22 protein-coding genes are annotated in these 21,300 nt (G+C 48.0%); 18 read left to right on the top strand and 4 right to left on the bottom strand.

Annotated elements, in window-relative coordinates; all coding sequences use genetic code 11:
- Position 1: 1 nt before the first annotated feature.
- Positions 2-382, bottom strand: coding sequence for a fluoride efflux transporter CrcB (gene crcB, locus ACO05Z_RS08610; protein WP_421901761.1), 381 nt, complete (start codon positions 380-382; stop codon positions 2-4).
- 69 nt (positions 383-451) lie between these two features.
- On the opposite strand from crcB, the gene ACO05Z_RS08615 reads away from it, so the two are divergent.
- The 4 genes from ACO05Z_RS08615 (at position 452) to aat (ending at position 4,665) form a co-directional block, all read left to right on the top strand.
- A complete protein-coding gene (locus tag ACO05Z_RS08615; RefSeq protein WP_421901762.1) occupies positions 452-1,027 on the top strand; it encodes a class IV adenylate cyclase in 576 nt (191 codons plus the stop codon).
- Positions 1,028-1,151: 124 nt separating this feature from the next.
- Positions 1,152-1,460 carry an ATP-dependent Clp protease adapter ClpS gene (gene clpS / locus ACO05Z_RS08620; protein WP_421901763.1) on the top strand — a complete coding sequence of 103 codons (309 nt, stop codon included), beginning with the start codon at positions 1,152-1,154 and terminating at the stop codon, positions 1,458-1,460.
- 1 nt (position 1,461) lies between these two features.
- Positions 1,462-3,771 carry an ATP-dependent Clp protease ATP-binding subunit ClpA gene (clpA, locus tag ACO05Z_RS08625; protein WP_421901765.1) on the top strand — a complete coding sequence of 770 codons (2,310 nt, stop codon included), beginning with the start codon at positions 1,462-1,464 and terminating at the stop codon, positions 3,769-3,771.
- Between the two features lie 171 nt (positions 3,772-3,942).
- Entirely contained in the window at positions 3,943-4,665 is a 723-nt protein-coding gene (gene aat / locus ACO05Z_RS08630) for a leucyl/phenylalanyl-tRNA--protein transferase (protein ID WP_421901766.1), read from the top strand.
- Positions 4,666-4,735: 70 nt separating this feature from the next.
- On the opposite strand, the gene ACO05Z_RS08635 is transcribed toward aat, so the two are convergent.
- Positions 4,736-5,233 carry a hypothetical protein gene (locus ACO05Z_RS08635; protein WP_421901768.1) on the bottom strand — a complete coding sequence of 166 codons (498 nt, stop codon included), beginning with the start codon at positions 5,231-5,233 and terminating at the stop codon, positions 4,736-4,738.
- 99 nt (positions 5,234-5,332) lie between these two features.
- On the opposite strand from ACO05Z_RS08635, the gene uvrB reads away from it, so the two are divergent.
- The 5 genes from uvrB (at position 5,333) to ACO05Z_RS08660 (ending at position 12,568) form a co-directional block, all read left to right on the top strand.
- Positions 5,333-7,339 carry an excinuclease ABC subunit UvrB gene (gene uvrB, locus ACO05Z_RS08640; protein WP_421901769.1) on the top strand — a complete coding sequence of 669 codons (2,007 nt, stop codon included), beginning with the start codon at positions 5,333-5,335 and terminating at the stop codon, positions 7,337-7,339.
- Between the two features lie 35 nt (positions 7,340-7,374).
- The gene (locus ACO05Z_RS08645) at positions 7,375-8,412 is read left to right on the top strand and encodes a potassium channel family protein (protein ID WP_421901770.1); all 1,038 of its coding nucleotides are present in this window, start codon (positions 7,375-7,377) and stop codon (positions 8,410-8,412) included.
- A 136-nt stretch (positions 8,413-8,548) separates the two neighbouring features.
- Positions 8,549-10,390, top strand: coding sequence for a BRCT domain-containing protein (locus tag ACO05Z_RS08650; protein WP_421901772.1), 1,842 nt, complete (start codon positions 8,549-8,551; stop codon positions 10,388-10,390).
- A gap of 115 nt (positions 10,391-10,505) precedes the next feature.
- Positions 10,506-11,288 carry a 4-hydroxy-tetrahydrodipicolinate reductase gene (gene dapB / locus ACO05Z_RS08655; RefSeq protein ID WP_421901774.1) on the top strand — a complete coding sequence of 261 codons (783 nt, stop codon included), beginning with the start codon at positions 10,506-10,508 and terminating at the stop codon, positions 11,286-11,288.
- A gap of 245 nt (positions 11,289-11,533) precedes the next feature.
- Positions 11,534-12,568: a metallophosphoesterase gene (locus tag ACO05Z_RS08660; RefSeq protein ID WP_421901775.1), complete on the top strand. Its 1,035-nt coding sequence runs from the start codon at positions 11,534-11,536 to the stop codon at positions 12,566-12,568.
- A 45-nt stretch (positions 12,569-12,613) separates the two neighbouring features.
- Here ACO05Z_RS08660 and ACO05Z_RS08665 read toward each other — a convergent pair whose 3' ends face one another.
- A complete protein-coding gene (locus tag ACO05Z_RS08665) occupies positions 12,614-13,318 on the bottom strand; it encodes an SDR family NAD(P)-dependent oxidoreductase (RefSeq protein ID WP_421901776.1) in 705 nt (234 codons plus the stop codon).
- A gap of 185 nt (positions 13,319-13,503) precedes the next feature.
- Between ACO05Z_RS08665 and ACO05Z_RS08670 the strand changes: the two genes are divergently transcribed.
- Both ACO05Z_RS08670 and ACO05Z_RS08675 read left to right on the top strand, forming a co-directional pair.
- Complete coding sequence (locus tag ACO05Z_RS08670) at positions 13,504-15,573, top strand: GAF domain-containing protein (RefSeq protein ID WP_421901777.1); 2,070 nt, start codon at positions 13,504-13,506, stop codon at positions 15,571-15,573.
- The gene (locus ACO05Z_RS08675; RefSeq protein WP_421901778.1) at positions 15,566-16,219 is read left to right on the top strand and encodes a response regulator; all 654 of its coding nucleotides are present in this window, start codon (positions 15,566-15,568) and stop codon (positions 16,217-16,219) included. The genes ACO05Z_RS08670 and ACO05Z_RS08675 overlap by 8 nt, the downstream gene beginning before the upstream one ends.
- A 55-nt stretch (positions 16,220-16,274) precedes the next feature.
- Here the strand turns inward: ACO05Z_RS08675 and ACO05Z_RS08680 are convergent, their stop codons facing one another.
- Positions 16,275-17,072 carry a substrate-binding periplasmic protein gene (locus ACO05Z_RS08680; protein ID WP_421901779.1) on the bottom strand — a complete coding sequence of 266 codons (798 nt, stop codon included), beginning with the start codon at positions 17,070-17,072 and terminating at the stop codon, positions 16,275-16,277.
- A 281-nt stretch (positions 17,073-17,353) separates the two neighbouring features.
- On the opposite strand from ACO05Z_RS08680, the gene ACO05Z_RS08685 reads away from it, so the two are divergent.
- The 7 genes from ACO05Z_RS08685 to ACO05Z_RS08715 all read left to right on the top strand — a co-directional run bounded on the left by ACO05Z_RS08685 (position 17,354) and on the right by ACO05Z_RS08715 (position 21,288).
- Positions 17,354-17,995: a nitroreductase family protein gene (locus ACO05Z_RS08685; protein WP_421901780.1), complete on the top strand. Its 642-nt coding sequence runs from the start codon at positions 17,354-17,356 to the stop codon at positions 17,993-17,995.
- A 4-nt stretch (positions 17,996-17,999) separates the two neighbouring features.
- Positions 18,000-18,314 carry a putative quinol monooxygenase gene (locus tag ACO05Z_RS08690; protein ID WP_421901781.1) on the top strand — a complete coding sequence of 105 codons (315 nt, stop codon included), beginning with the start codon at positions 18,000-18,002 and terminating at the stop codon, positions 18,312-18,314.
- Between the two features lie 2 nt (positions 18,315-18,316).
- The gene (gene dmpI / locus ACO05Z_RS08695; protein ID WP_421901782.1) at positions 18,317-18,523 is read left to right on the top strand and encodes a 4-oxalocrotonate tautomerase DmpI; all 207 of its coding nucleotides are present in this window, start codon (positions 18,317-18,319) and stop codon (positions 18,521-18,523) included.
- Positions 18,524-18,533: 10 nt separating this feature from the next.
- Positions 18,534-19,106: a flavin reductase family protein gene (locus ACO05Z_RS08700; RefSeq protein ID WP_421901783.1), complete on the top strand. Its 573-nt coding sequence runs from the start codon at positions 18,534-18,536 to the stop codon at positions 19,104-19,106.
- 13 nt (positions 19,107-19,119) lie between these two features.
- A complete protein-coding gene (locus ACO05Z_RS08705) occupies positions 19,120-19,617 on the top strand; it encodes a flavin reductase (RefSeq protein WP_421901784.1) in 498 nt (165 codons plus the stop codon).
- A 23-nt stretch (positions 19,618-19,640) separates the two neighbouring features.
- Positions 19,641-20,465, top strand: coding sequence for a nitroreductase family protein (locus ACO05Z_RS08710; RefSeq protein ID WP_421901786.1), 825 nt, complete (start codon positions 19,641-19,643; stop codon positions 20,463-20,465).
- 94 nt (positions 20,466-20,559) lie between these two features.
- Positions 20,560-21,288 (top strand): hypothetical protein, encoded by a 729-nt coding sequence (locus ACO05Z_RS08715; protein ID WP_421901787.1) that lies wholly within the window; start codon positions 20,560-20,562, stop codon positions 21,286-21,288.
- The last annotated feature ends 12 nt before the right edge of the window (positions 21,289-21,300 follow it).

Here is a 21,300-nt window from a genome sequence, read left to right on the forward strand (position 1 = left end):
ATCAGGAGACAATCAATCTGCCCAGTGCCAGCCCGCCTACAATGCAGGCGAACCCAAGTATACTCTGACCGCCGATGTTTAGGGCAGTCATGGCCCATTGGCCTGATTTAATCAGGTTGGTTGACTCAAACATATAGGTTGAAAATGTTGTGAATGCGCCCATGAATCCGGTCAGGATAAGGAGTCGCATTTCCGGTGGGAAACCGAGACGTTCTTCAAATAGTCCGGTAACCAGTCCGAAAAACAGACAGCCGAGCATATTCACTGAAAATGTTCCGATGGGAAAGGATGTGGCAAACATCCGTTGGGTGATGCCGGAAACAAGATAACGGCAGAGGCTTCCGGCTGCTCCGCCTGCCGCGATGTATAAATATTTATGCATTTCAAAATCCTTCAGTACCGTTCATTTATTAATATTTTGTAGCACTTCAAGTTAAGAGAGAAAAGGAAAATGGCCCTAGAAACTGAATTGAAATATCTGGATGCCGACCACGACAAAGCTCGGATGATTATGAAAGAGCAGGGTGGTAAACTGCTTACCCGGCATTATGAGCGGAATGTCGTGCTCGATGACCCGGGGCGTACACTCTATAAAAGATCGGCTTTGCTGCGCGTGCGACAGGCGGAGAAGGTTACCATGACTGTTAAACGTATACCTGCCGATCCTGTTTCATCAAAGGCTAAGGTTTATATTGAGCACGAGACAGAGGTTTCGAATTTTGATGAGACCGTGTCGGCGTTGCAGGTCCTTGGTTATGCCCCTGTCTTTCGGTATGAGAAAATACGCGAGGAGTGGGAATTCGCAGGTTGTCATATTTGTTTGGATTTGCTTCCGTTTGGCCCGTTTATTGAAATTGAAGGAACTGAAGACGGAATTTTGTCTTGTGCTGATAAATTGGAATTAAGTTCTGATGATGCCTGCAAGAAGACGTATCATGAGTTAAACCGCGACCATAGGAAGGAACACGGATTAGAGCCGGACGAAAATTTTGTTTTTACTCCTGAAGAAGCTCAAGGGTTACTTTAAGGTTTGATTTATAGCTATTTAGGTTTTTTATAGCACAAAAATAAATAAATCTTCCTCGACAGGTGGGGAAATTATTCTTATTGTTAACTATAGTAGAACATAAAAATATTTAAAGTTTAAAAAAATGGCTGAATATAAAGAAAATTTTGAGTCAGATGTACTGCTGGAGGACGAGCTGAAGGAACCGCGGAAGTTTCGGGTGCTGTTGCACAATGACGATTACACTTCCATGGAATTCGTAGTAGCCGTGCTCATGCAGGTTTTCAGGAAAACAGAAGAGGAATCCACGAAAATAATGCTCCAGGTCCATAATGATGGGGTCGGGGTGTGTGGAGTTTACACGGCAGAAGTTGCTGAAACTCGCGTTGAATTGGTCAAGCAGCTTGCGCAGCAGGCAGGCTATCCGCTGAAATGCACAATCGAAGAGGTCTAGTATGCTCAGTAAGGCATTGGAACAGGCACTGACTTCTGCGGTTAATGAAGTCAGGCTCAGAAATCACGAATTCCTCACTCTTGAACATCTGTTGTATGCGATAATTCAGGAGGAGATGGGTGCAGACATTCTCGCCGGGTGCGGGGCAGAGCTTTCCAAGCTTCGCAGCCAGCTGGAACGTTTTTTTGATGAAAACCTCGAACCTCTGCCCACTGGTGTGGATACCGAAGTTATCCAGACTTTGGGGGTTAGGCGTGTCCTGCAACGGGCCATCTGGCAGAAGAAGGCCGCAGGCAAGGATACCGTGGAAGTGGGGGATGTTGTCGCCGCTATGTTTGAGGAAGAAGATTCTTACGCAGTCTACTTCTTGAAGACCCACGATATTTCACGTCTTGATATCCTTGAATATATTTCCCATTCAATGACTGAGAACGATTGGACTGACGGGCTGGATATCAGTCCTAATCCACAGCAGGGCGGAAGCGGTGCTTCTCCCGAAGGTAAGCCTTCAGGCGGCAAGGACGATAAGAAGTCCCCGCTGGAAGAGTTCACTACCAATCTTACCCAGCGTGCCCGGGACGGCAAGATTGATCCGCTTATCGGACGCGACAGCGAGGTTGAGCGGACCTTGCAGGTACTTTCTCGCAGGCGTAAGAACAACCCCATTTTCGTGGGTGATCCCGGTGTGGGTAAGACTGCCATGGCCGAAGGTCTGGCCCTTGCCATTGCCAAGGATGATGTCCCGAAGTCTTTTGAGAACACCGATGTGTTCGCACTTGATATGGGCGCACTGCTGGCCGGGACCAAGTATCGTGGTGATTTTGAATCCCGTCTCAAGGGAGTGCTGGCTCAGCTTAAGCATAAGGAAGGGGCCATCCTTTTTGTGGACGAAATCCACACCATAGTAGGAGCCGGAGCAGTAAGCGGCGGTTCCATGGATGCTTCCAATATCCTTAAGCCGTTCCTTGCATCCGGTGAAATCCGGTGCATCGGTGCCACTACTTACGAGGAATATAAGAACCATTTTGAAAAGGACCGTGCACTTTCCCGCAGGTTCCAGAAGATCGATATCAGTGAACCCACTGTTGAAGAAACCATAGAAATCCTCAAGGGCCTCAAGCCTTACTATGAGGAGCACCACAACGTGCTTTATGCTCCTTCAGCAATTAAGGCCGCTGCCGAGCTTTCCGGCAGGCATATCAATGAGCGTTTCCTGCCGGATAAGGCCATTGACGTCATTGATGAGGCCGGGGCTTTTTATAATCTCAGCCAGCGTAAGCGTAAGGACAACCGCATTGTGGTTTCTGATGTGGAAAAGGTCATCTCCAAGATGGCTCGCATCCCCACAAGGCGTATCACCATGTCCGACCGTTCCCGCTTGCAGGAACTGGACATCAACCTCAAGTCTGTTGTCTTCGGACAGGACGAGGCTGTAGACCTGATCACCAAGGCTATCCTGCGCTCCCGTGCAGGTATGAAGCAGGTTGGCAGGCCCACCGGTTCCTTCCTGCTTACCGGACCCACCGGGGTCGGTAAGACTGAACTGGCCCGTCAGTTGGCTTCCACCATGGGTGTACACTTCATGCGTTTTGACATGAGTGAGTACATGGAGAAGCATGCGGTGGCCCGCCTGATCGGTGCGCCTCCGGGCTATGTTGGATTTGATCAGGGCGGTCTGCTTACTGAAGGTGTGCGCAAGAACCCGCATTGCGTTATCCTTTTTGATGAAATCGAGAAGGCTCACCCGGATGTATTCAACATCCTCCTGCAGGTTATGGACTACGCCACCCTGACCGACAACAATGGTCGCAAGGCTGATTTCAGGCACGTTGTCCTACTTATGACCTCCAATGCCGGAGCGCGTGAAATGGCTAAGGGCGGAATCGGTTTCGGTGCCAGCGTGAAGGGCGGCGAAGACAAGGGGCGCGGTCTCAAGGCGGTTGAAAAGATCTTCAGCCCTGAATTCCGCAACAGGCTCGATGGAATCGTACCGTTCAACTCCCTGCAGATTGATGTCATGGAGCTCATAGTTGAGAAGTTCGTCAAGGAACTCAATGGTCAGCTGCTCGACAACAGGGTCACCATTGAGCTGGACAAGAAGTCCCGCCGCTGGTTGGCTGAAAAGGGGCATGACCCGGCCTATGGCGCAAGACCCATGGCTCGTTTGATCCAGACTTCTATCAAGGATGAAATCGCTGATGAAATCCTCTTCGGTAAGCTGGTCAAGGGTGGAACTGTTCAGGTTACCACCAAGGGTAAGGGCGATGACGCAAAGCTCAGCTTTAAGTTTAAGACTTCGGCTAAGAAGTAAGGTTGTTAGGCTGAATTCATAAATAAGATTAGAAGGGGAAGCTCCGGTATGGAGCTTCCTTTTTTACTTGGCAGGTTATAAAATTCTTAGCCAATATTATAAGCCAAACTCTATTGCCAAATCATAATAATCGTTTATTATTAAGTATAGGCGGAAAACCAAAGGATTATTATGGTTGTTTACAGATTGATAGAAGACCCCATTTTCCCACATCCTGAAGAAGCGGAGCCGGATGGACTGCTTGCGGTAGGGGGCGATTTAAGCCCGGAACGGCTGCTCTCTGCTTATGCCTCTGGTATTTTCCCTTGGTATGATGAGCGTTCGCCGATTCTTTGGTGGTCGCTTGATCCCCGTTTGATACTTAATTTTGATAAGCTGCATATTTCCCGCCGTGTAAGGCGCAAGGTCAGGAAAAGAGAATACACTGTAACCTTTGACCGTGCTTTTGAAAGCGTGATCGCCAATTGCGCACGCAAATTTCGTCCGGGGCAGGCCGGAACTTGGATTCTACCTGAAATGATCGAGGCTTATGTGAAGCTGCATAAGCTCGGTTTTGTGCATAGTGTGGAAGTCTGGAATCGGGAAGGCAGTCTTGTCGGTGGGCTTTACGGAGTATCGCTTGGTAAGGTGTTTTCCGGTGAATCTATGTTTTTCCTTGAGCCGGATGCATCCAAGGTCGGTTTTTCATATCTCGTACAATGGTTGAAGAACCGTGAATTTCATTTTGTGGACTGTCAGCAGCCCACGGATCATCTCAAATCCTTAGGGGCTGAAGAAGTCAGCAGGGAGCATTTTTTGGAGTTGCTTGATGAGGCCCTTGAACACCCTGCCTTGAGAGGAACATGGGAGTTTATGGAAGGGGAGTATGAGATGATAACGGAAGTGTTGAGCTAGAATGATTAAAGCGGAGAATTCATGAAGAATCCTCCGCTTTTTTAATACAAATTATCGATGACCTAATTTATTAATTATCATCACCTTCGCGGGTTTCAACCAGCGGGCGGTGAGCGCCGAGGTTGTAGAGGCCGCGCAGGGAGAAGGGCAGGTCAAAGTGAGGTACTTTTTCAAATTTTATCAGTCCGATATCCTTGCCTTCGGTGATGGATGAAAGAGGCGGCAATCCGGTAGGCACGGGAAATTCCATGGGGGTGGAGAAGATGGACTCCAGCCTTGAGGAGTAATGCTCCTTGAGATAATCAACAACCTTGTCGCGTTCTTCCATGGTGAAGGATTCGAGGACGATCTTACGGTCTTTCTTCTCGTCGGGAATGGCATCAAGTGTAGCCGGACTTCCGAAAAGATTATCCCACTTGATTTCATTTTCGTCCGCTTCATCCCATTCGGGACGGAAAAGGTGTACTTCAACATCGCGGCGACCTTTGAAGCTCTTGATGACCATGGATACTGCGTATCCGCGCGGGCTGGGGATTTCTCCGTTTTCAATCTGGATTATAGGAATCATTGCTACCTCGCAAAATGAATGTTTTAATGAGCTTGTCAGCTTGTTACTTTCTTCTCATAACTATTTTAATTTAACAGCACAAGTCGGGAACCCATCATAATGGCGAACAATTTTGAGCTTGTAAGTGATTATACCCTTAAAGGCGACCAGCCCGAAGCGGTAAAGCAACTGGTCGAAAATATTAAGCATGGCGTTCAGGATCAGATTCTGCTCGGTGCTACCGGTACCGGTAAAACCTTTGCCATGGCTAATGTGATTAAGGAGCTTAATCGGCCAACACTGGTCATGGCTCCCAACAAGACCCTTGCTGCCCAGCTTTTTAATGAATTCAAGGCCCTTTTCCCTCATAACGCAGTTGAATATTTCGTCAGTTATTACGATTATTATCAGCCAGAAGCTTATCTTCCACATTCTGATACATACATTGAAAAAGATTCATCCATCAACGATGACATCGATAAACTTCGTCATTCCGCCACCCACGCTTTGCTGACCCGGCGCGATGTGCTCATTGTGGCTTCTGTTTCCTGCATTTACGGTCTTGGTTCTCCGGAATTCTACGCCAAGATGATCATCCCGGTGGAAGAGGGACAGGAATTGTCCATGGAAAGCCTCATGGATAAACTGGTGGAAGTACAGTACGAGCGCAACGATTATGATTTCCATCGCGGGACTTTCCGGGTTCGTGGCGACGTTATCGAAATCATCCCGGCCTACGCCCGAGAGCAGGCTTTGCGCATTGAATTTTTCGGTGACGAGATTGATTCCATTCTTGAAACCGATCCTCTGACCGGGGAAGTTACCGGGCGCAGGCGCAAGACAGTTATTTATCCCGCAAGTCACTTTGTCTCGGATCAGGATAACCTTGAGCGTGCGCGGGAGGATATTCGTAACGAACTCACCGAAACTTTGATCAGCTATAAAAATGACAACAAGCTGATCGAAGCGCAGCGCATCGAGCAGCGCACTATGTATGATCTGGAGATGATCGAGGAGATTGGTTACTGTAACGGTATTGAGAACTACTCCCGTCATTTGGATGGGCGCAAGGAAGGTGATCCTCCGGCGACCCTGATTCACTATTTCCCGGACGATTTTCTGCTGTTCATGGATGAGTCGCACATTGCCGTGCCGCAGGTGGGAGCCATGTATAACGGTGACCGTTCCCGTAAGACTACACTGGTAAATTTCGGTTTTAGGCTGCCTTCAGCGCTTGATAACCGGCCGTTATGCTTTGAGGAGTTTCTCGACAAAATAGGGCAGACCGTTTATGTTTCCGCAACTCCCGGGCCATGGGAAATGGAACGGGCGCAAGGGCTGGTGGTGGAACAGATCATCCGTCCTACCGGGCTGCTTGATCCTGAAATTGAGGTCCGTCCGGTCAAAGGGCAGATGGATGACCTGCTTGCCGAGTGCAAAGAGCGTGAGAAACGTGGCGAGCGTGTCTTAATCACCACCTTAACCAAGCGCATGGCCGAAGACCTGACTGACTATTTTAATCAGATGGGTGTGGAAGCCAAGTATCTGCACTCGGATATCGATACCATGGAGCGTATGGCGATTATCCAGTCTTTACGGGCCGGAGAATTCGTGGCTCTCGTTGGTATTAACCTTTTGCGGGAAGGTCTCGATATACCGGAAGTTTCCCTTGTCGCTATACTGGATGCGGACAAGGAAGGCTTTTTGCGCTCCACTCGTTCATTGATTCAGACCTTTGGCCGTGCTGCCCGTAACTCCGAAGGGCGGGTTATTCTTTATGCGGATAATGTTACCCAATCCATGCGTACAGCCATGGATGAAACTTATCGCCGCCGCGCCAAACAGATGGAGTACAATGAGGCTCATGGTATCGTGCCTCAGACCATTGCTAAATCACTGGATAATATGCTGGGAACATTGTACTCTGATAACTGGTCAGGAGGTGAGGTCAAGATTGCGGCTGAAGATGTGGCCGAATATGGGCTTGATCCCGCTAAAATGGAAAAAGAAGTTCGCAAGCTTGAAAAGGATATGCGCAAGTATGCGGCAGAGCTTGAATTTGAAAAGGCTGCCGAGCTGCGCGACCGCATTCAGAGTTTGCGGGAGAAGATTCTCAGTCTCGGATAATACTGTCGGTTAACAATCAACCTGGACTGTCAGGAATGAAATCCAAATCCATATTCGTAAAGCTGCTCCGTTTGAGACGGGAGTACGGAATGTTCTGGGGACTTATCTCCGGTTTCATTTACATGACTCTTGTCTTTGTCGGCGGGATCATAGGCTACATGTGGCTGGAAGGATGGAATTTACTGAACAGCTTCTACATGGTTGTGATTACCCTTTCCACTGTGGGATTCATGGAAGTATTGCCCCTGTCTGATCAGGGCAGGCTCTTTACCTCCATTCTCATTCTCGGTGGCGTAGGTGGTTTTGCATATTTGATCGGTGCTTTTTCACAGTTATTGGTGGAAGGGCGGTTGCAGGCAATTCTAGGGAGACGCAGGATGCAGAAGACAATCGGAAAACTCAAGAATCACTTTATTGTCTGCGGGTATGGCCGGATCGGTGCCATCGTTACCAAAGAAGTTTTGGATGAGGGATTGGATGTAGTTGTCATTGAGAACAACCCGGACTTGATCTCCCAGATGGAAGCTGCCGGAATTGCCTGTATCGAAGGTGATGCCACCAGCGATGAGACTCTCAAGCTGGCTGGATTGCAAAATGCAAAAACTCTTATTGCCGGACTCTCTGATGAAGCGGCGAACGTCTACGTGACCTTGATTGCCCGGCAGTCTAATATCAATGTGAATATCATTGCCCGCGGTAACGATACAGCAAGCATTTCCCGGCTTGAATTCGCCGGAGCCGACCGAGTTGTGCTGCCGCACACAATAGGTGGAATCCGTATGGCTCAGTCTGCACTGCGGCCCACAGTAACGAACTTTCTTGACATTGCCATGCGTGGAAATATCGACTTGCAGATGGAAGAACTTTTCGTTACCGATGCTTCCGAGCTTGTGGGGCTGGATTTGATTGAATCCAAGATTCGCCCGCGATTCAACCTGATAATCATTGCCATCCGTAAAGGAAACGGCGAAATGGTCTTCAATCCCGGTCCTAAAGAAGTCATCGAAGCTGGTGATACTCTGCTCACAGTCGGTAAGATTTCCGATCTTTCTGCTATTAGCAAGATTTTGTAAGAATGCCTCCGGCGGCTCTACCGAGAGTCCCTCCGGCGGCTTAAACCCTTTTGCAAAAGGGTTTAAGAATCCCAAAATCTTTTGTTAGGGCTTCGCCATTCTACTTTGAAAATTCCCATTAAAAATAAAGTTTACAGTGAAAAATAAAAATAAAGAAATTAAAGATTTAGTTGCGCTTCTTGAGAAGCATAACGAAGCGTACCGTCGCGGCATGCCTACTATCAGTGATGCCCGTTATGATGAGTTGACTGAACAGCTGCGTGACCTTGATCCTGAAAACCCGTTCCTGACTAATGTTGAGCCTGAGAATTTCAGCGAAAAGGTTGAGGTGCGTCATCCTCGGCCTATGCTATCCACTGAGAAAGCGTATACTACCGAAGAACTTGAACGTTTTGTCAGCCGTGTGGAAAAAGAAGCCAAGGCTATGGGAATTAAAGAGGTTACCTATAGGATAACTCCCAAGCTGGACGGCCTTGCTGCCCGTGATGACGGAAAGGTTTTCGCTACCCGCGGTAACGGTGAAGTGGGTTATGAAATTTCCAGTGCCTTTGCCAAGGGCGTGGTTGCTGTTGGCGGTCGCGGACAAGGTGTTGGTGAGATTGTTTGTAGCCTTGAATATTTTGACGAGCATTTGGCAAACTCTTTCGAACACCCGCGTAACATGGTCGTGGGGATCATTACCTCAGACAAGGTGAATGAGGCTTCCAAGCAGGCCTTGCAGGACGAAGCAGTGCGTTTTGTTCCTTACAGTACCTTGCCTAAGAAGGTTGTGAATGGCGAAGAACTTGTCAGCCGCGTCTGGAAAATTACCGACGAACTCTGGGAAGCAGCTGATTACCCGCTGGATGGCATGGTCGCCGAAGTGACCGATACTGCGCTTCAGGAACGTCTCGGAGCCACTGCCCATCACTATCGCTGGCAGATCGCTATTAAGAAAAAGGGCGAGTCTGCGGTGACTGAAGTTGAAGGTATCCGTTGGCAGGTTGGGCGTATGGGCGCAGTTACTCCGGTCATGGAAGTTAAGCCTGTGTCGGTTTCCGGCGCTACCATCCGTAATGTTACTGCGCATAATGCCGGGATGCTTCGTGATCAATCCATCGGTATCGGCGCGACTATACGCATTATTCGCAGCGGTGAGGTTATCCCCAAGCTGGAAGAAGTAATCAAGCCTGCTGCGGAAGTGCAATTGCCCGCTGAATGCCCCTCTTGTGGCGCGGAACTTTTCTGGCAGAATGATTTTCTGAAATGTTCTGATTTCAGCTGTCCGGCCCGTGTTGAGCAGCGTTTGGAATACTGGTTCAAGACCCTCGGCAATGCTGACTGGTTTGGTAAGAAGACTATCGCCAAGCTGGTTAAGGCCGGGCATAATTCTCTTGAATCAGTTTACACCATGGCCGAAGATGATTTTCAGAAGCTGGGCTTCGGTCCGGTGCAGTCCACCAACCTTGCTGAAGCTTTGTATATCAGCAAGACCAAGGAAACCGATGATTGGCGCTTCTTGGCAGCCTTCGGTATCCCTGATCTCGGCAAGGCGGACAGCCGTAAGCTGTTGGGCCATTTCAAGCTCGAAGACGTTGTTAACGTCAAACAGGAGCAGCTCATTGAATTGCATGGTTTCGGCGATATCACCAGTCATTCCGTTACCGAAGGGATCGCGGCGATCAAAGAAACCATCCTGCACATGTTGGAATTTGATTTCAACTTGCGTCGTACTCCACTTGTCTCCGAGACCGAAGCCATGGAAAGCCCCATCACTGGAAAAGGTATTGTTTTCACGGGTAAGATGGAGCAGGGCAGTCGCGAAGACATGCAGGCTATGGCAAGACGACTTGGCGCAAAGGTTCAGACTTCAGTTAGCGGCAAGACAGATTTCCTCGTCTGTGGTAGCAAAGTTGGAGCTAAAAAGATTGAGTCTGCCAAGTCCAAGGGCGTGGAGATCATGACCGAAGCCGAATACATGGATATTGTTAATAATTAGAGCAAATTTAAATAACAGTGGCGAAGCCCTAATAAAAGTTTTTGGGATTCTTAAACCCTTTTGCAAAAGGGTTTAAGGCCCCCGGCAGGGTCGCCGAAGGCAAAAGGAGCCAACTATGACTGATGTAGTAATTATTGGAGCGAAGGGTCGCATGGGCGACACACTGGTTCGCTGCGTACAGCAGAGCGAAGATCTGAACCTTGCAGCAGTCATGGAACGTTCCGGCTGCGAAGAAGGCCTTGATTCTCTGGGCTGTGTTTGCGGCACTGATGCTCAGGAAGTACTGACCAAAGTTCCGGGTGCTGTTGTGGTAGACTTTACCGCTCCTGCAGCGACCTTGAAACTTCTGGAAATCGCTGCTGTTACCGGCAACCCGGTTGTTATCGGTACCACCGGCATGACAAATGAAGAGATTGCGCAGGTGGAAGAATTCGCCAAGAAAGTTCCTGTCTTCCTCGCTCCGAACATGAGCGTGGGCGTGAACGTGCTGCTGAAGGTTCTGCCCGAACTGGTTCGTATGCTTGGGGATGCTTATGATATGGAAATGACTGAAATTCATCATAACAAGAAAGTTGACTCCCCCAGCGGAACTGCTCTTAAGCTGGCCCAGTGCATGGCAGAAGCACGCGGTCTTGTTTATGACGAAGTTAAAAAGCATTCCCGTGACGGTATCATCGGTGCAAGAACCAAGGATGAACTTGGCGTAATGGCAGTTCGCGGCGGTGACGTTGTGGGCGACCATACTGCATACTTCCTCGGACCCGGCGAACGCATTGAAGTTACTCACCGTGCTCATTCCCGTGAAACTTTCGCACAGGGCGCCCTGCGTGCCGCAAGTTGGCTTGCAGGCCAGAAACCCGGCAAGCTTTATGATATGTCTGACGTGCTGGATGTCTAATCCAGATCGTCGATAAAGCACCATCTGCTAAAGTTGATTATGAAAGGCTGCACCGTAACGGTGCAGCCTTTCTTGTATGAATACGAGCAAAGTCTGATGTTTTTACAGCAGCCTATACTTAGTATAAAGTTGGTTTAATCTAAAAATATAAATTTTAATCCATCAGGTTGAATATGTCTTTTTATGTAAGAGCTACAATTACTTATATACTGTTTTATTTGTACATCCGGCTTTGGATTTGCAGATTGCTGGTTGATAACCCCAAGATCAAGCGCGCTGTGCTTGTCGCTACAGATTTGATGACTCTGGTTATGCCGATTACGGTTTTCTTCCCAGAGCACCTGCCGTACCTGCTCAAAATTTTTATGCAGGGGGCAGGTTACAGTTGGGCTGCTATCATTGCCTGTATGGTCCCGGTAGGGCTTTGTTTTGAGCCGATCCGTTGGGGTGTGAAGATTCTTGGTAATGGGATTAAGGTTCCGCGGCTGAAGATTTTTGGTGTGCTTTGTCTGATATCAATTGTGATGACCGTAGGCGGATATATTAACGCCACCTCCCCGACGGTTAAGGAAATTGATTTTAATCTTTCCAAGGGCAGTAAGGATGCCAAAGAATACCGTGTGGTGATGTTCTCTGACCTGCATGCCGGGAAGCTGATGACCCGTGACCGTGTCGGCGCGGTGGTAAATATGGTCAATTCATTGAACCCGGACATTGTGCTTATGGTCGGTGATGTCTTGGATGATCATGATAGTGAATTGACCGGGGCGGTGGAAGAGCTGGCCCGGATTAAGGCTCCCCTCGGCAAGTTTGCCGTGCTGGGTAATCATGAGTATTACCTCGGCAACGGCTGGTCCCGGCGTATGCTGGAAGAGCAGGACGTGAAAGTACTGGCTGACAGCTCTACTGTGGTTGATGACCGGTTTTTGCTGGTGGGGCGCAATGATTTTGCAAACATACGCGGTGCGGGGCTCACCCGCGCTGCGTTAAGAAATGTAATCCCCGAAGGCAATAAGCTGCCGATTATTCTTATGGACCATACTCCGCATGAGCTTGAAGAAGCTGAGCAGAACAATGTGGCATTGCAGGTTTCCGGGCATACCCATAATGGGCAGTTGTTCCCATTTAATCTGGTAGTGAAGCGTATTTATGAAGAAGAATACGGGACTTACCAGAAGGGAGACACCATGTATTACGTCAGTTGCGGGGTCGGAATCTGGGGACCGCCACTACGGACGACTGCCAGACCGGAAGTGGTGCTTATGAAGATTCGAATTTAGATTGAATAGCTCCGGGGAGATTGTTAAATCTCCCCGGATTTTTAATTATCTGGGGAAGGAGCCGTTGTTGATATCAATGCAGGTGCCGTTGATGTATTCAGGGCAGTCTGTTGCCAGCCAGTGCATGGCGGAAGCAACTTCTTCGGGTTTGCCGAAACGTCCGGTGTAGACCGCAGCTTTGACCGCATCACGGCGGGCTTGGGGAATTGTGTGCAGCATGTCGGTTTCAATGGGGCCGGGGGCTACAACATTGATTACAATTCCGTGAGGTCCTAGGAGCTTGGCAAAGCTCTTGGTCATGTTGATTACTCCGGCTTTGGTGATACCGTACCAGACGTCAGGATGGCCGATCTGTCCGGCAATGGATGCGTTGTTGACGATCCGACCATACTTGTTGTCTTTCATTGATTTGGATACTGCGGTAATCAGGGCCACCGGAGCTTCGATATTGATCTTGAGGACTCTGTCAACATCTTCTGCAGTGTATTCATCATACGGAGTAGCAAACATAACCCCTGCATTATTGATGAGCACATCAATTGCGGGCAGGCTTTCAATGAAATCCGGAATTCCTGCTACGTTGGTGAAGTCATAGGTTTCCGTCCTAACCTGCGGGTGCTGGTTATACTTGAAGTTAGAGAAATCGCGGGCCGCGACAATTACGTTGGCTCCGTCTGCAATGAACATTTCTGTCAGCTCAAGGCCGATCCCTTTGTTGCCGCCGGTAATCAGAACAGTTTTATTTTCCATTATTTATTCCTTTTTTGAAGTGATACTTTAAGTTTAGGCGAGTCAGTAAAACTTAAACATTGTTGAAAATCAAGGTAATCATCCTTTTATCTGATCTCCCGATCGTTTGACTATGCTAGCAGATGAATTAAGAATTGAATTTCAGGGCCTGACCGGGAGAGCGGTTGAGGGCGAAGATTAAAGATATGAAGAATGATAGATTAAAAGAAATTGGTGCTTACCTGCTTGGAAAGATAGATTTTGTTGCAGGCAGGCATGCCAAGTTGTTGATAGAGCATCAGCCCCGCTGGTATGCGAGTATGGAATTTGAGGAATGTAAGAGGATCGCCACTTACGGCGTGAACATGAACCTTGAATGCTTTACCCGTGGTGATCTTGTTCCCTTGGAAAATTATTTCAAGAGCTGCGCCGGAATTAAGCTGGATCGCGGCGTGGGTATCCGTGATGTGGTTGAAGGAACCTTGCTTGCTAAGCAATCCTTTATTGCCGCAGGAATGGAATTCTACAAAGATCAGGATGCGTTCCTTGAATTCTTGCGGGAGCTTGAGGACTACTTTGCTCAAGTCCTGACCCTGACCACTGACCGCTATTCCGGGATGCTGCTTTCGCGTTTGAATGCGGAACATGTGCGCAATAAGCTTTTGTTGGAAGCTTCGCGGACAGTAACCAGTGCCCTTGATCCGGATGAGGTCTTGACCAGACTTGCAGAGGTTCTGGCCGGGACTGTGGGCGAGGGCTGCTGCACTATTTTTCTGGTCGACCCGGAAACAGGCGGACTCGCTCCTTGTGCCGGATATGGTTACGGTTCCAAGGAATGCCAGAGTGCTTTGCAGGGCTTAAGACTTTGTCCATCCGGCAATGCTCTTAGCGGTGTGGATGGTAAGAGTTACGGATTTTGTTCATCCAACAAAGCCAGCTTGTCTTTTGCTGATATTCTTCCTGAGGCTGTTCGCTCCGGTAGTGCTTCTCTTTTTCATATCACTAACAGTGATCGCATGGTCGGGGTTGCTCTTGTTTCTTCGGACCAGCCCGGATTTACTTTTGACGATGCCATCACTGAACTAATCGGCGGTATTTTGAATACTGTGGCAGTTGCCATTGAAAGTGCCGCAGCTGCCCGTCAAACCAAGCGTCAGCTCATGGAGAGTGAAAGTTTACGCCGGGTGGCTAACGTCCTCTTGCAGAGTCCTGAAGGCAAGAATGGCACTGTGCTTAGCCTTATTGCCGACGAGGCCCGGACTATTGTTAACGGGATGGGGAGTGCTCTGATGCTTCTTGAGGGCGATTCTCTGCATTATGTATGCGGCGCCGGAGCACCTAGTCCTCCCATGGAATTCTACCCCGTAGACTCCACCTATTACGGTAGTGTTTTTCAGGTTGGTGAAACTGCAATTGTCCGTGATGCCCAGAGCGAAATACCTGAAGCCGAGCGTAGTGACGAAGTTCGTACCCTGATCATTGTCCCCCTGCTGGAAGGTGATAAAAAGCTTGGCTTGCTCATGGTTTCCAATAAGAGCGGCGGTTTTGACCATGCAGATAAGCGCATCATGGAAATGTTTGCGGCGCAGGCTGTTCTGGCTTTGCGTAACAGCCGCATGTTTGAGCAGAGCGAAAAACTTGTTGTGCAGGGTGAGCGTCAGCGCTTGGCTCGTGAACTGCACGATTCAGTTACTCAGGCCCTTTACGCCATTACTTTCTGTTCCGATGCTGCAGTCCGTTCACTTGAATCCGGCAAGGGAGATGCAGCCATTGAACAGCTAAAGGCTTTGCAGGGTATGGCTCAGCAGGGTATGCGTGATATGCGTTCTCTTATTTTTGATTTGCATCCGCCGGAACTGGAAAGTGAAGGACTGGTGGGGGCCATTCAGGCCCGCTTGAATTCCGTGGAAATCCGTTCCGGTCTTGGTGCTGACCTTTTTGTGGAGGGAGACGAGAGACGTCTGCCTCTGCGCGTGGAAGAGGAGCTTTTCCGTATTGCCATTGAGGCCTTGAACAATTCCACTAAGCATTCCAAGGCGGAATCTGTTACTGTGAAAGTCGATTTTGCTGAAGGTGAGGCAATTGTCCAGATCATTGATGATGGGCAGGGGTTTGATCTCGCAACATTGCCCACTGGCGGTATGGGACTACGCGGTATTCGTGAACGAGCAGAGCGGATTAATGCCGATCTTGATATAAACAGCGATCCCGGAAAAGGGACTGTGCTGACTGTGAAAGTTTTTGATGTAGAAGGAAGCGGAGGCGGAGATGAGTAATGTGATTAAAGTTTTGTTGGTTGATGACCATGATATAGTACGTATTGGCGTGCGTAGTTTTCTGACCAGTTTTGACGATATAGAGGTAGTCGGTGAGGCTGCCAACGGTCAGGAAGCTGTGGAGATGACCGCTGAACTTTTTCCGGATATTATCCTTATGGATATGCTTATGCCGGTTATGGACGGGATTCAGGCTATCCGCGAAATACGGGACCGCAAGCTTCCGGGACGGATCATTGCCCTGACCAGCTTTGCTACTGATGATAAGCTTTTTCCGGCAATTAAAGCCGGTGCTATGGGCTATCTGCTCAAGGATTCCACCCCGGATGAATTGCTTGAAGCCATCCGCCGGGTGCATCGCGGTGAACCTTCCCTTGCTCCAGATATTGCCCGCAAAGTTCTTTCCGAACTTTCCCAGCCCGGTGAGGAATCCACAACTCCCACACCTGATCCGCTTACACCGCGTGAGCTGGATACTCTCAAGCTGGTAGCCAAGGGTAAGAGCAACAAGATCATTGCCGCGGAAATGTTCGTCAGTGAAGCCACAGTGCGTACTCATATGACCAGCATTCTTTCCAAGCTGCATTTGGCCAACCGTGTTGAAGCTACTCTTTACGCTCTTCGTGAGGGTATTGCATCGCTTTAAGCTTTTAGATTCTTAAGAATATTTGTGATCCGCTATGATGTGTTGTCATAGCGGATCACTTGTTTTTCAGTACTAACTGCTTATACTTTTTGATTATGCTCTTTATTGTCCCATCATTTTTCATTTCTTGAATAGCTTTTTCGAATCTGGGTAGTATTTTGATATAGTTGCTTTTCTTGCTGAATAGCAGATGGAAAGGTATGGAGTCGACAGTCCCATTTGTTTGCACTATTTTTTGTGAGAGATTTAGGCTTTTGATTTCCAGCCATGCCGCAATGGGCCATTCAATAACTATATCGCCTCTTTTGTGTGACAGCATAGGCCATATAGTCTCAGGGTTCGAGGCTTCATGTGTTATGATGCCCAAGGATTGAATGTTGTCTTTGTTCCATCCATTCCCGACATAGGTAATTACTGACAGTTCTGCTCTTTGTATGTCCTCCGGCGTTTTCACCATATCTATGAATTTTTCTTTGCTATTGTCTTTATAGGTGAATAGCTGGAGATGCTGATGGTAGAAAGGGGTTGGGTGGGTTACGGTGTACTCAGCTCTTTCATTTGTAGGGACAGTCATTATTCCATCGGCCTTTCCTGTTTTCACGTAGTTCTGGCACCTAGCCCAAGGGTAAGATTCCCATTTAATCTTTACGTCTATTCTTGTCATGGCTTCCGATACAATTTCATAAAATATACCGGACATAGTCCCGTTCTGTTCAGTTTTGAAAAGTGGCCAGAAATCACTGTATGTAATGATCATAGGAGCTTCTTTGGCGTGCAGTATCGGTTCGGGAATCATACAAATCGCACAGAGCAGGAATATATTTTTTAGCAAATATTTAAAGTTGATCCTCATCTTATTCTCCATTTCAATGCAAGAATAGCAAGTCCAGAAACAATCGCAACAGTTAATCTTCATATGTGCATTCAAGCATGTTTTTCACATGAGAGGGGATCGAATATTAACCTGTAATTTCTACGACAAATGTCGTGGATGTTACGGTTGTATGTTCATCTTTCCTGTGGATGTGGGGTGCTGACTCCTTTGACTATATAATTAGCAATGAAAGAGGGTGAACCCGAAAGCCCTTCCTAATTAAGTGATAATTAACCCACTCATATAAAAGGAAAGTAGAAATGAAAAAGCAATCCAGACGTTCGGCTATGAAGTTATTTGCTGCACTTGCTGCAAGCGGATCCATTCTTTCAGCCTTGCCCACGAAGGCGGCTGATACAGCGAAGAAATGGTGGACTCCTACTTCCATGGACGCCATGACCGCAATACGTACTCGCCGCAGTGTCCGTTCTTATACTTCCAAGGATGTCAGTGAAGGTCAGATTAATGAAATTCTCGGCGCAGCCATGAGTGCTCCCAGTGCAGGAAACGAGCAGCCTTGGGAATTTGTTGTTATCCGCGACAAAGCTATCCTTTCTCAGGTTAAAGGCATCAACAAGTATGCCGGATATGCTGCCAAGTCCCCGGTTTCCATCCTTGTTTGCGGTGATCTGAATCGTGATAAATTCGGCGGCTACTGGATTGAGGATGTTTCCGCAGCCACTCAGAATGTTTTGCTTGCTGCCCACGCCATGGGACTTGGCGCTGTTTGGACCGGAATTTATCCCATGACAGACCGGGTTGAAAAATTCAGGGAGTTGGTAAACTTGCCTAATAACATTGTACCCATGGCACTGGTTGTGCTCGGACATCCTAAAAAAGCACACAAGGCTGTGAATCGCTTTAAAGCTGAACGTGTCCACAAGGATACTTTTAAAGGTTAATATCATGTTTTGTAGGGATAATTTTATTCTGACTGCCCGTTTAAAAGCTCAGCCCGGAAAAGAGGGCGAGCTCAAGGAAGTCCTTGAAACGGGAGTGCGCGAATGTGTCGGGCAGGAAGGTCTGCTTATTTACAATTTGCATCAAGACAAAGATGATCCTGCAGTATTTTTGTTTTATGGTCATTTCAGTTCTGAAGCATCATATCGTATGCATATGGACAGTGAACCAATTCGTAAGGTTTATGATGCCGTCGCCGGGGTCACTGAAGCCGGAGTTGAAATAAAGTTCTGGACTATGCTTGAAAAAACAGGAGAATAGCAATGCCGGTTATTACTTATGCGGGAGCTGAACTTCCCGATGAAAAGAAAGAAGAATTGATTAAAAAGCTTACAGAAACAGCTTCCGAAGTAACAGGTACTCCTTCCCAGTTTATGACTGTTCTTATTCAGGAATACGCTGATAACAGCCTTGGTATGGGTGGTGAAACTGTTACTGAGATAAAAGCGCGTCTGGCTGAAAAATCCTAAGGAGGATTAAATGAAGAAATCTCTTAAGCCTAATACCATTGCTATGCCGACTCCTGTTTGGTGCGTCGGTAGCTACGATAAAGACGATAAGCCCAACGTTATGACCATTGCCTGGGGCGGCATTTGCAACTCTGCACCTCCCATGCTGACCATCTCACTGCGCAAGGCTACTTATACTTATGGCTCCATTATGGAACGCGGAGCTTATACTGTTTCCATCCCGTCCGTAGAGCATGCTGCTGAAGCGGATTATTTTGGCATGGCCAGCGGTAAGGATGCGGATAAATTTGCTGTTTCCGGTCTTAACCCGGTACGCTCTGATGTAGTGGATGCACCATACGTGGATGAGTTCCCCTTTGTTTTTGAATGTAAGGTTGCCCAGACAATCGAATTGGGGCTGCATACCCAGTTTGTGGGTGAAATTGTCGGCATCAAGGCTGATGAGAGCATTCTTGATGAGAAGGGCAAGCCTATGATTAACAAGGTTAATCCTTTTATCTACGATCACAGCAGCCTTGATTATCTGGCTCTTGGCGATGTCCTAGGTCGTGGATTTAAGATTGGTAAGAAATTTATGGAATAATTGGTGATTCTAAATGGGAATTTCTCATACACTACTTGGCGGCCATGTTGATGGCCGCCCTGATTACCTCCCCTTGATTGCGGACCCCCGTATTAACAACAAGTTATCCCTTGCCGCAATTGAGATTAAAAAAGGCAGCGAACTACATGCCCAAGTTCTGGAAGAGGGCAAATTCAGCCTGAATCTTTTTTCCGGTAAAATTTTGAGTTGTCTTAATCTGCTGCCCAGTCTTTCGGAAAAAGGTGGATGCACCGATTGTCGTTGTGTCAGCTTTTATGGGAACCTTGGAAATGTTCCCTTGCTCGAAGATGCGCCGCTGGCTCTTGAGTGTCGGATATATGAAGTTATAGATCTTGAAGATTCATCCTTTGTCATGGCTGAGATCACTGGCAGCTGGGTAAAGGGTATTTGTTTTAGAAGTAATTGTCGTCCGCCAGCAATTGAGACTCAGCCTATCTCTTTGTCAGATCGGGAAGGGCAGGGCGCCTCTATTTCAGTTATCCAAATGTAACCAGTTAATTCTGTGGGGTAGACATGTTGAACTTTTCGGTAAATGAAGAGCTTTGTGTTAAATGCGGCCTCTGCGCTCAGGACTGTTTTTACGGACTCATTGAACTGGATGAGTTTCCACGGGTTACTGATGAACAGAAATGTTTTCAGTGTCAGCACTGTCTTGCAATCTGTCCCACTGGGGCAATCTCCATTCTGGGTAATTCTCCGGAAGATTCCATTCCGCTTAAAGGGAGTCTCGCAGATGAGGACATGGTAGCTACATTGATTAAAGGACGCCGCTCAATTCGTGCTTACAAGGCGGAACCGCTGGAGCCTGAAAGAATTCAGAAATTGCTTGATGTTGCATGGCATGCTCCCACAGGTGTCAACTCGCGTTGCGTGCATATCACCCTTATGGATGATCCTGAGTCGGTAAAGAAATTTCGTGATGAAGTTTACGATCGCCTTGAAGATGCCCTTGAGAAGGGGACTTCAGAGATTCCTTATGTAGTGAATTTGTTCAAGATGGTCTGCCAGCAGATGAAGGAAAGCAATATTGATGTGCTTTTCCGTGATGCGCCTCATTTTGTAGTTGTGTCCGCACCGCAAAGCGCACCCAGCCGAGTTGCGGATATGACGATCTTTCTTTCCTATTTTGAGCTTATGGCTCAGTCCATGAAAATTGGTACTCTCTGGAACGGGATACTTAAGCGTGTAATTGAGTCCATCCTTCCGGACTTGAAAGAACGGCTTGGTATTCCCGAAGACCATGAGCTTGGTTATGCAATGCTCTTCGGCAAGCCTGCTGTTAAGTATCAGCGCACTATTGAGCGTGGGGAAGCACGGGTCAGGCGTGTTGAGTGGTAGAGTTAGTTGCGGATAAATTTAAATAGCCCGGTATTTCGGAATGAAATGCCGGGCTTTTTGTTGCCCTCTTAGATGGATTGCGTATTATGAAGTAATGGAAAACTCCCACCAATACACACAGACCGTTCGTTATCTGGGCATAACCGTTTTAAGCATTCTGGCCTTGCAATCCTGCATGGTTGTCGTGCATGAATTCACGCACAGCACCATGGCTTATCTGTTGGGCGAGATGAAAAGCCCTCTGGGGATAGTCTGGGGCAATCCGATCATGATGACCGGCTGGGATGAAGGAGTGAACTATACGCGTATTTTTGCCGAAGGAAACGATTGGCATGCAGCGGCCATAGGATTCAGCCCACTGGTAATGCACTCAATTGTGACCGGGATATGTTTGTTCCTGATGAATAGAGGCCGATTACGGGGGAAGTGGGCGTATCATATTGCTTTCTGGCTTGCAGTGGTCAACCTGATGGAGCTTGTCGCATACATCTACATGCGTGCCTTTGCTGACTACGGTGATGTGGGGCGATTCAATCAAGGTCTTCACCTATCCCCATGGTGGGTTTTCCTGCTGGGAGGAGCTTTTCTGACGTGGTTGATTTGGCTGCTCTTCCGATACGGTTTGCCGAGACTACAAAACTTCTTTGCTGCAGATAATCCTATATGCGCATGGAGTATGTTGATCCTGACTTCATTCACTATTTTTCTGTGGGGTAGCGGGATAAGGGTGATGGCTTACGTGGATGGTATGCAGAGTCTATTTGGAGTGGCCGGTATTTTTATCTTTATTGCAACTCTGGTTTTGTTCAGAGTGAAAGCTTGAATGAAACTCCCC

The sequence above is a fragment of the Maridesulfovibrio sp. genome, from assembly GCF_965230075.1.
Lineage (GTDB): Bacteria > Desulfobacterota > Desulfovibrionia > Desulfovibrionales > Desulfovibrionaceae > Maridesulfovibrio.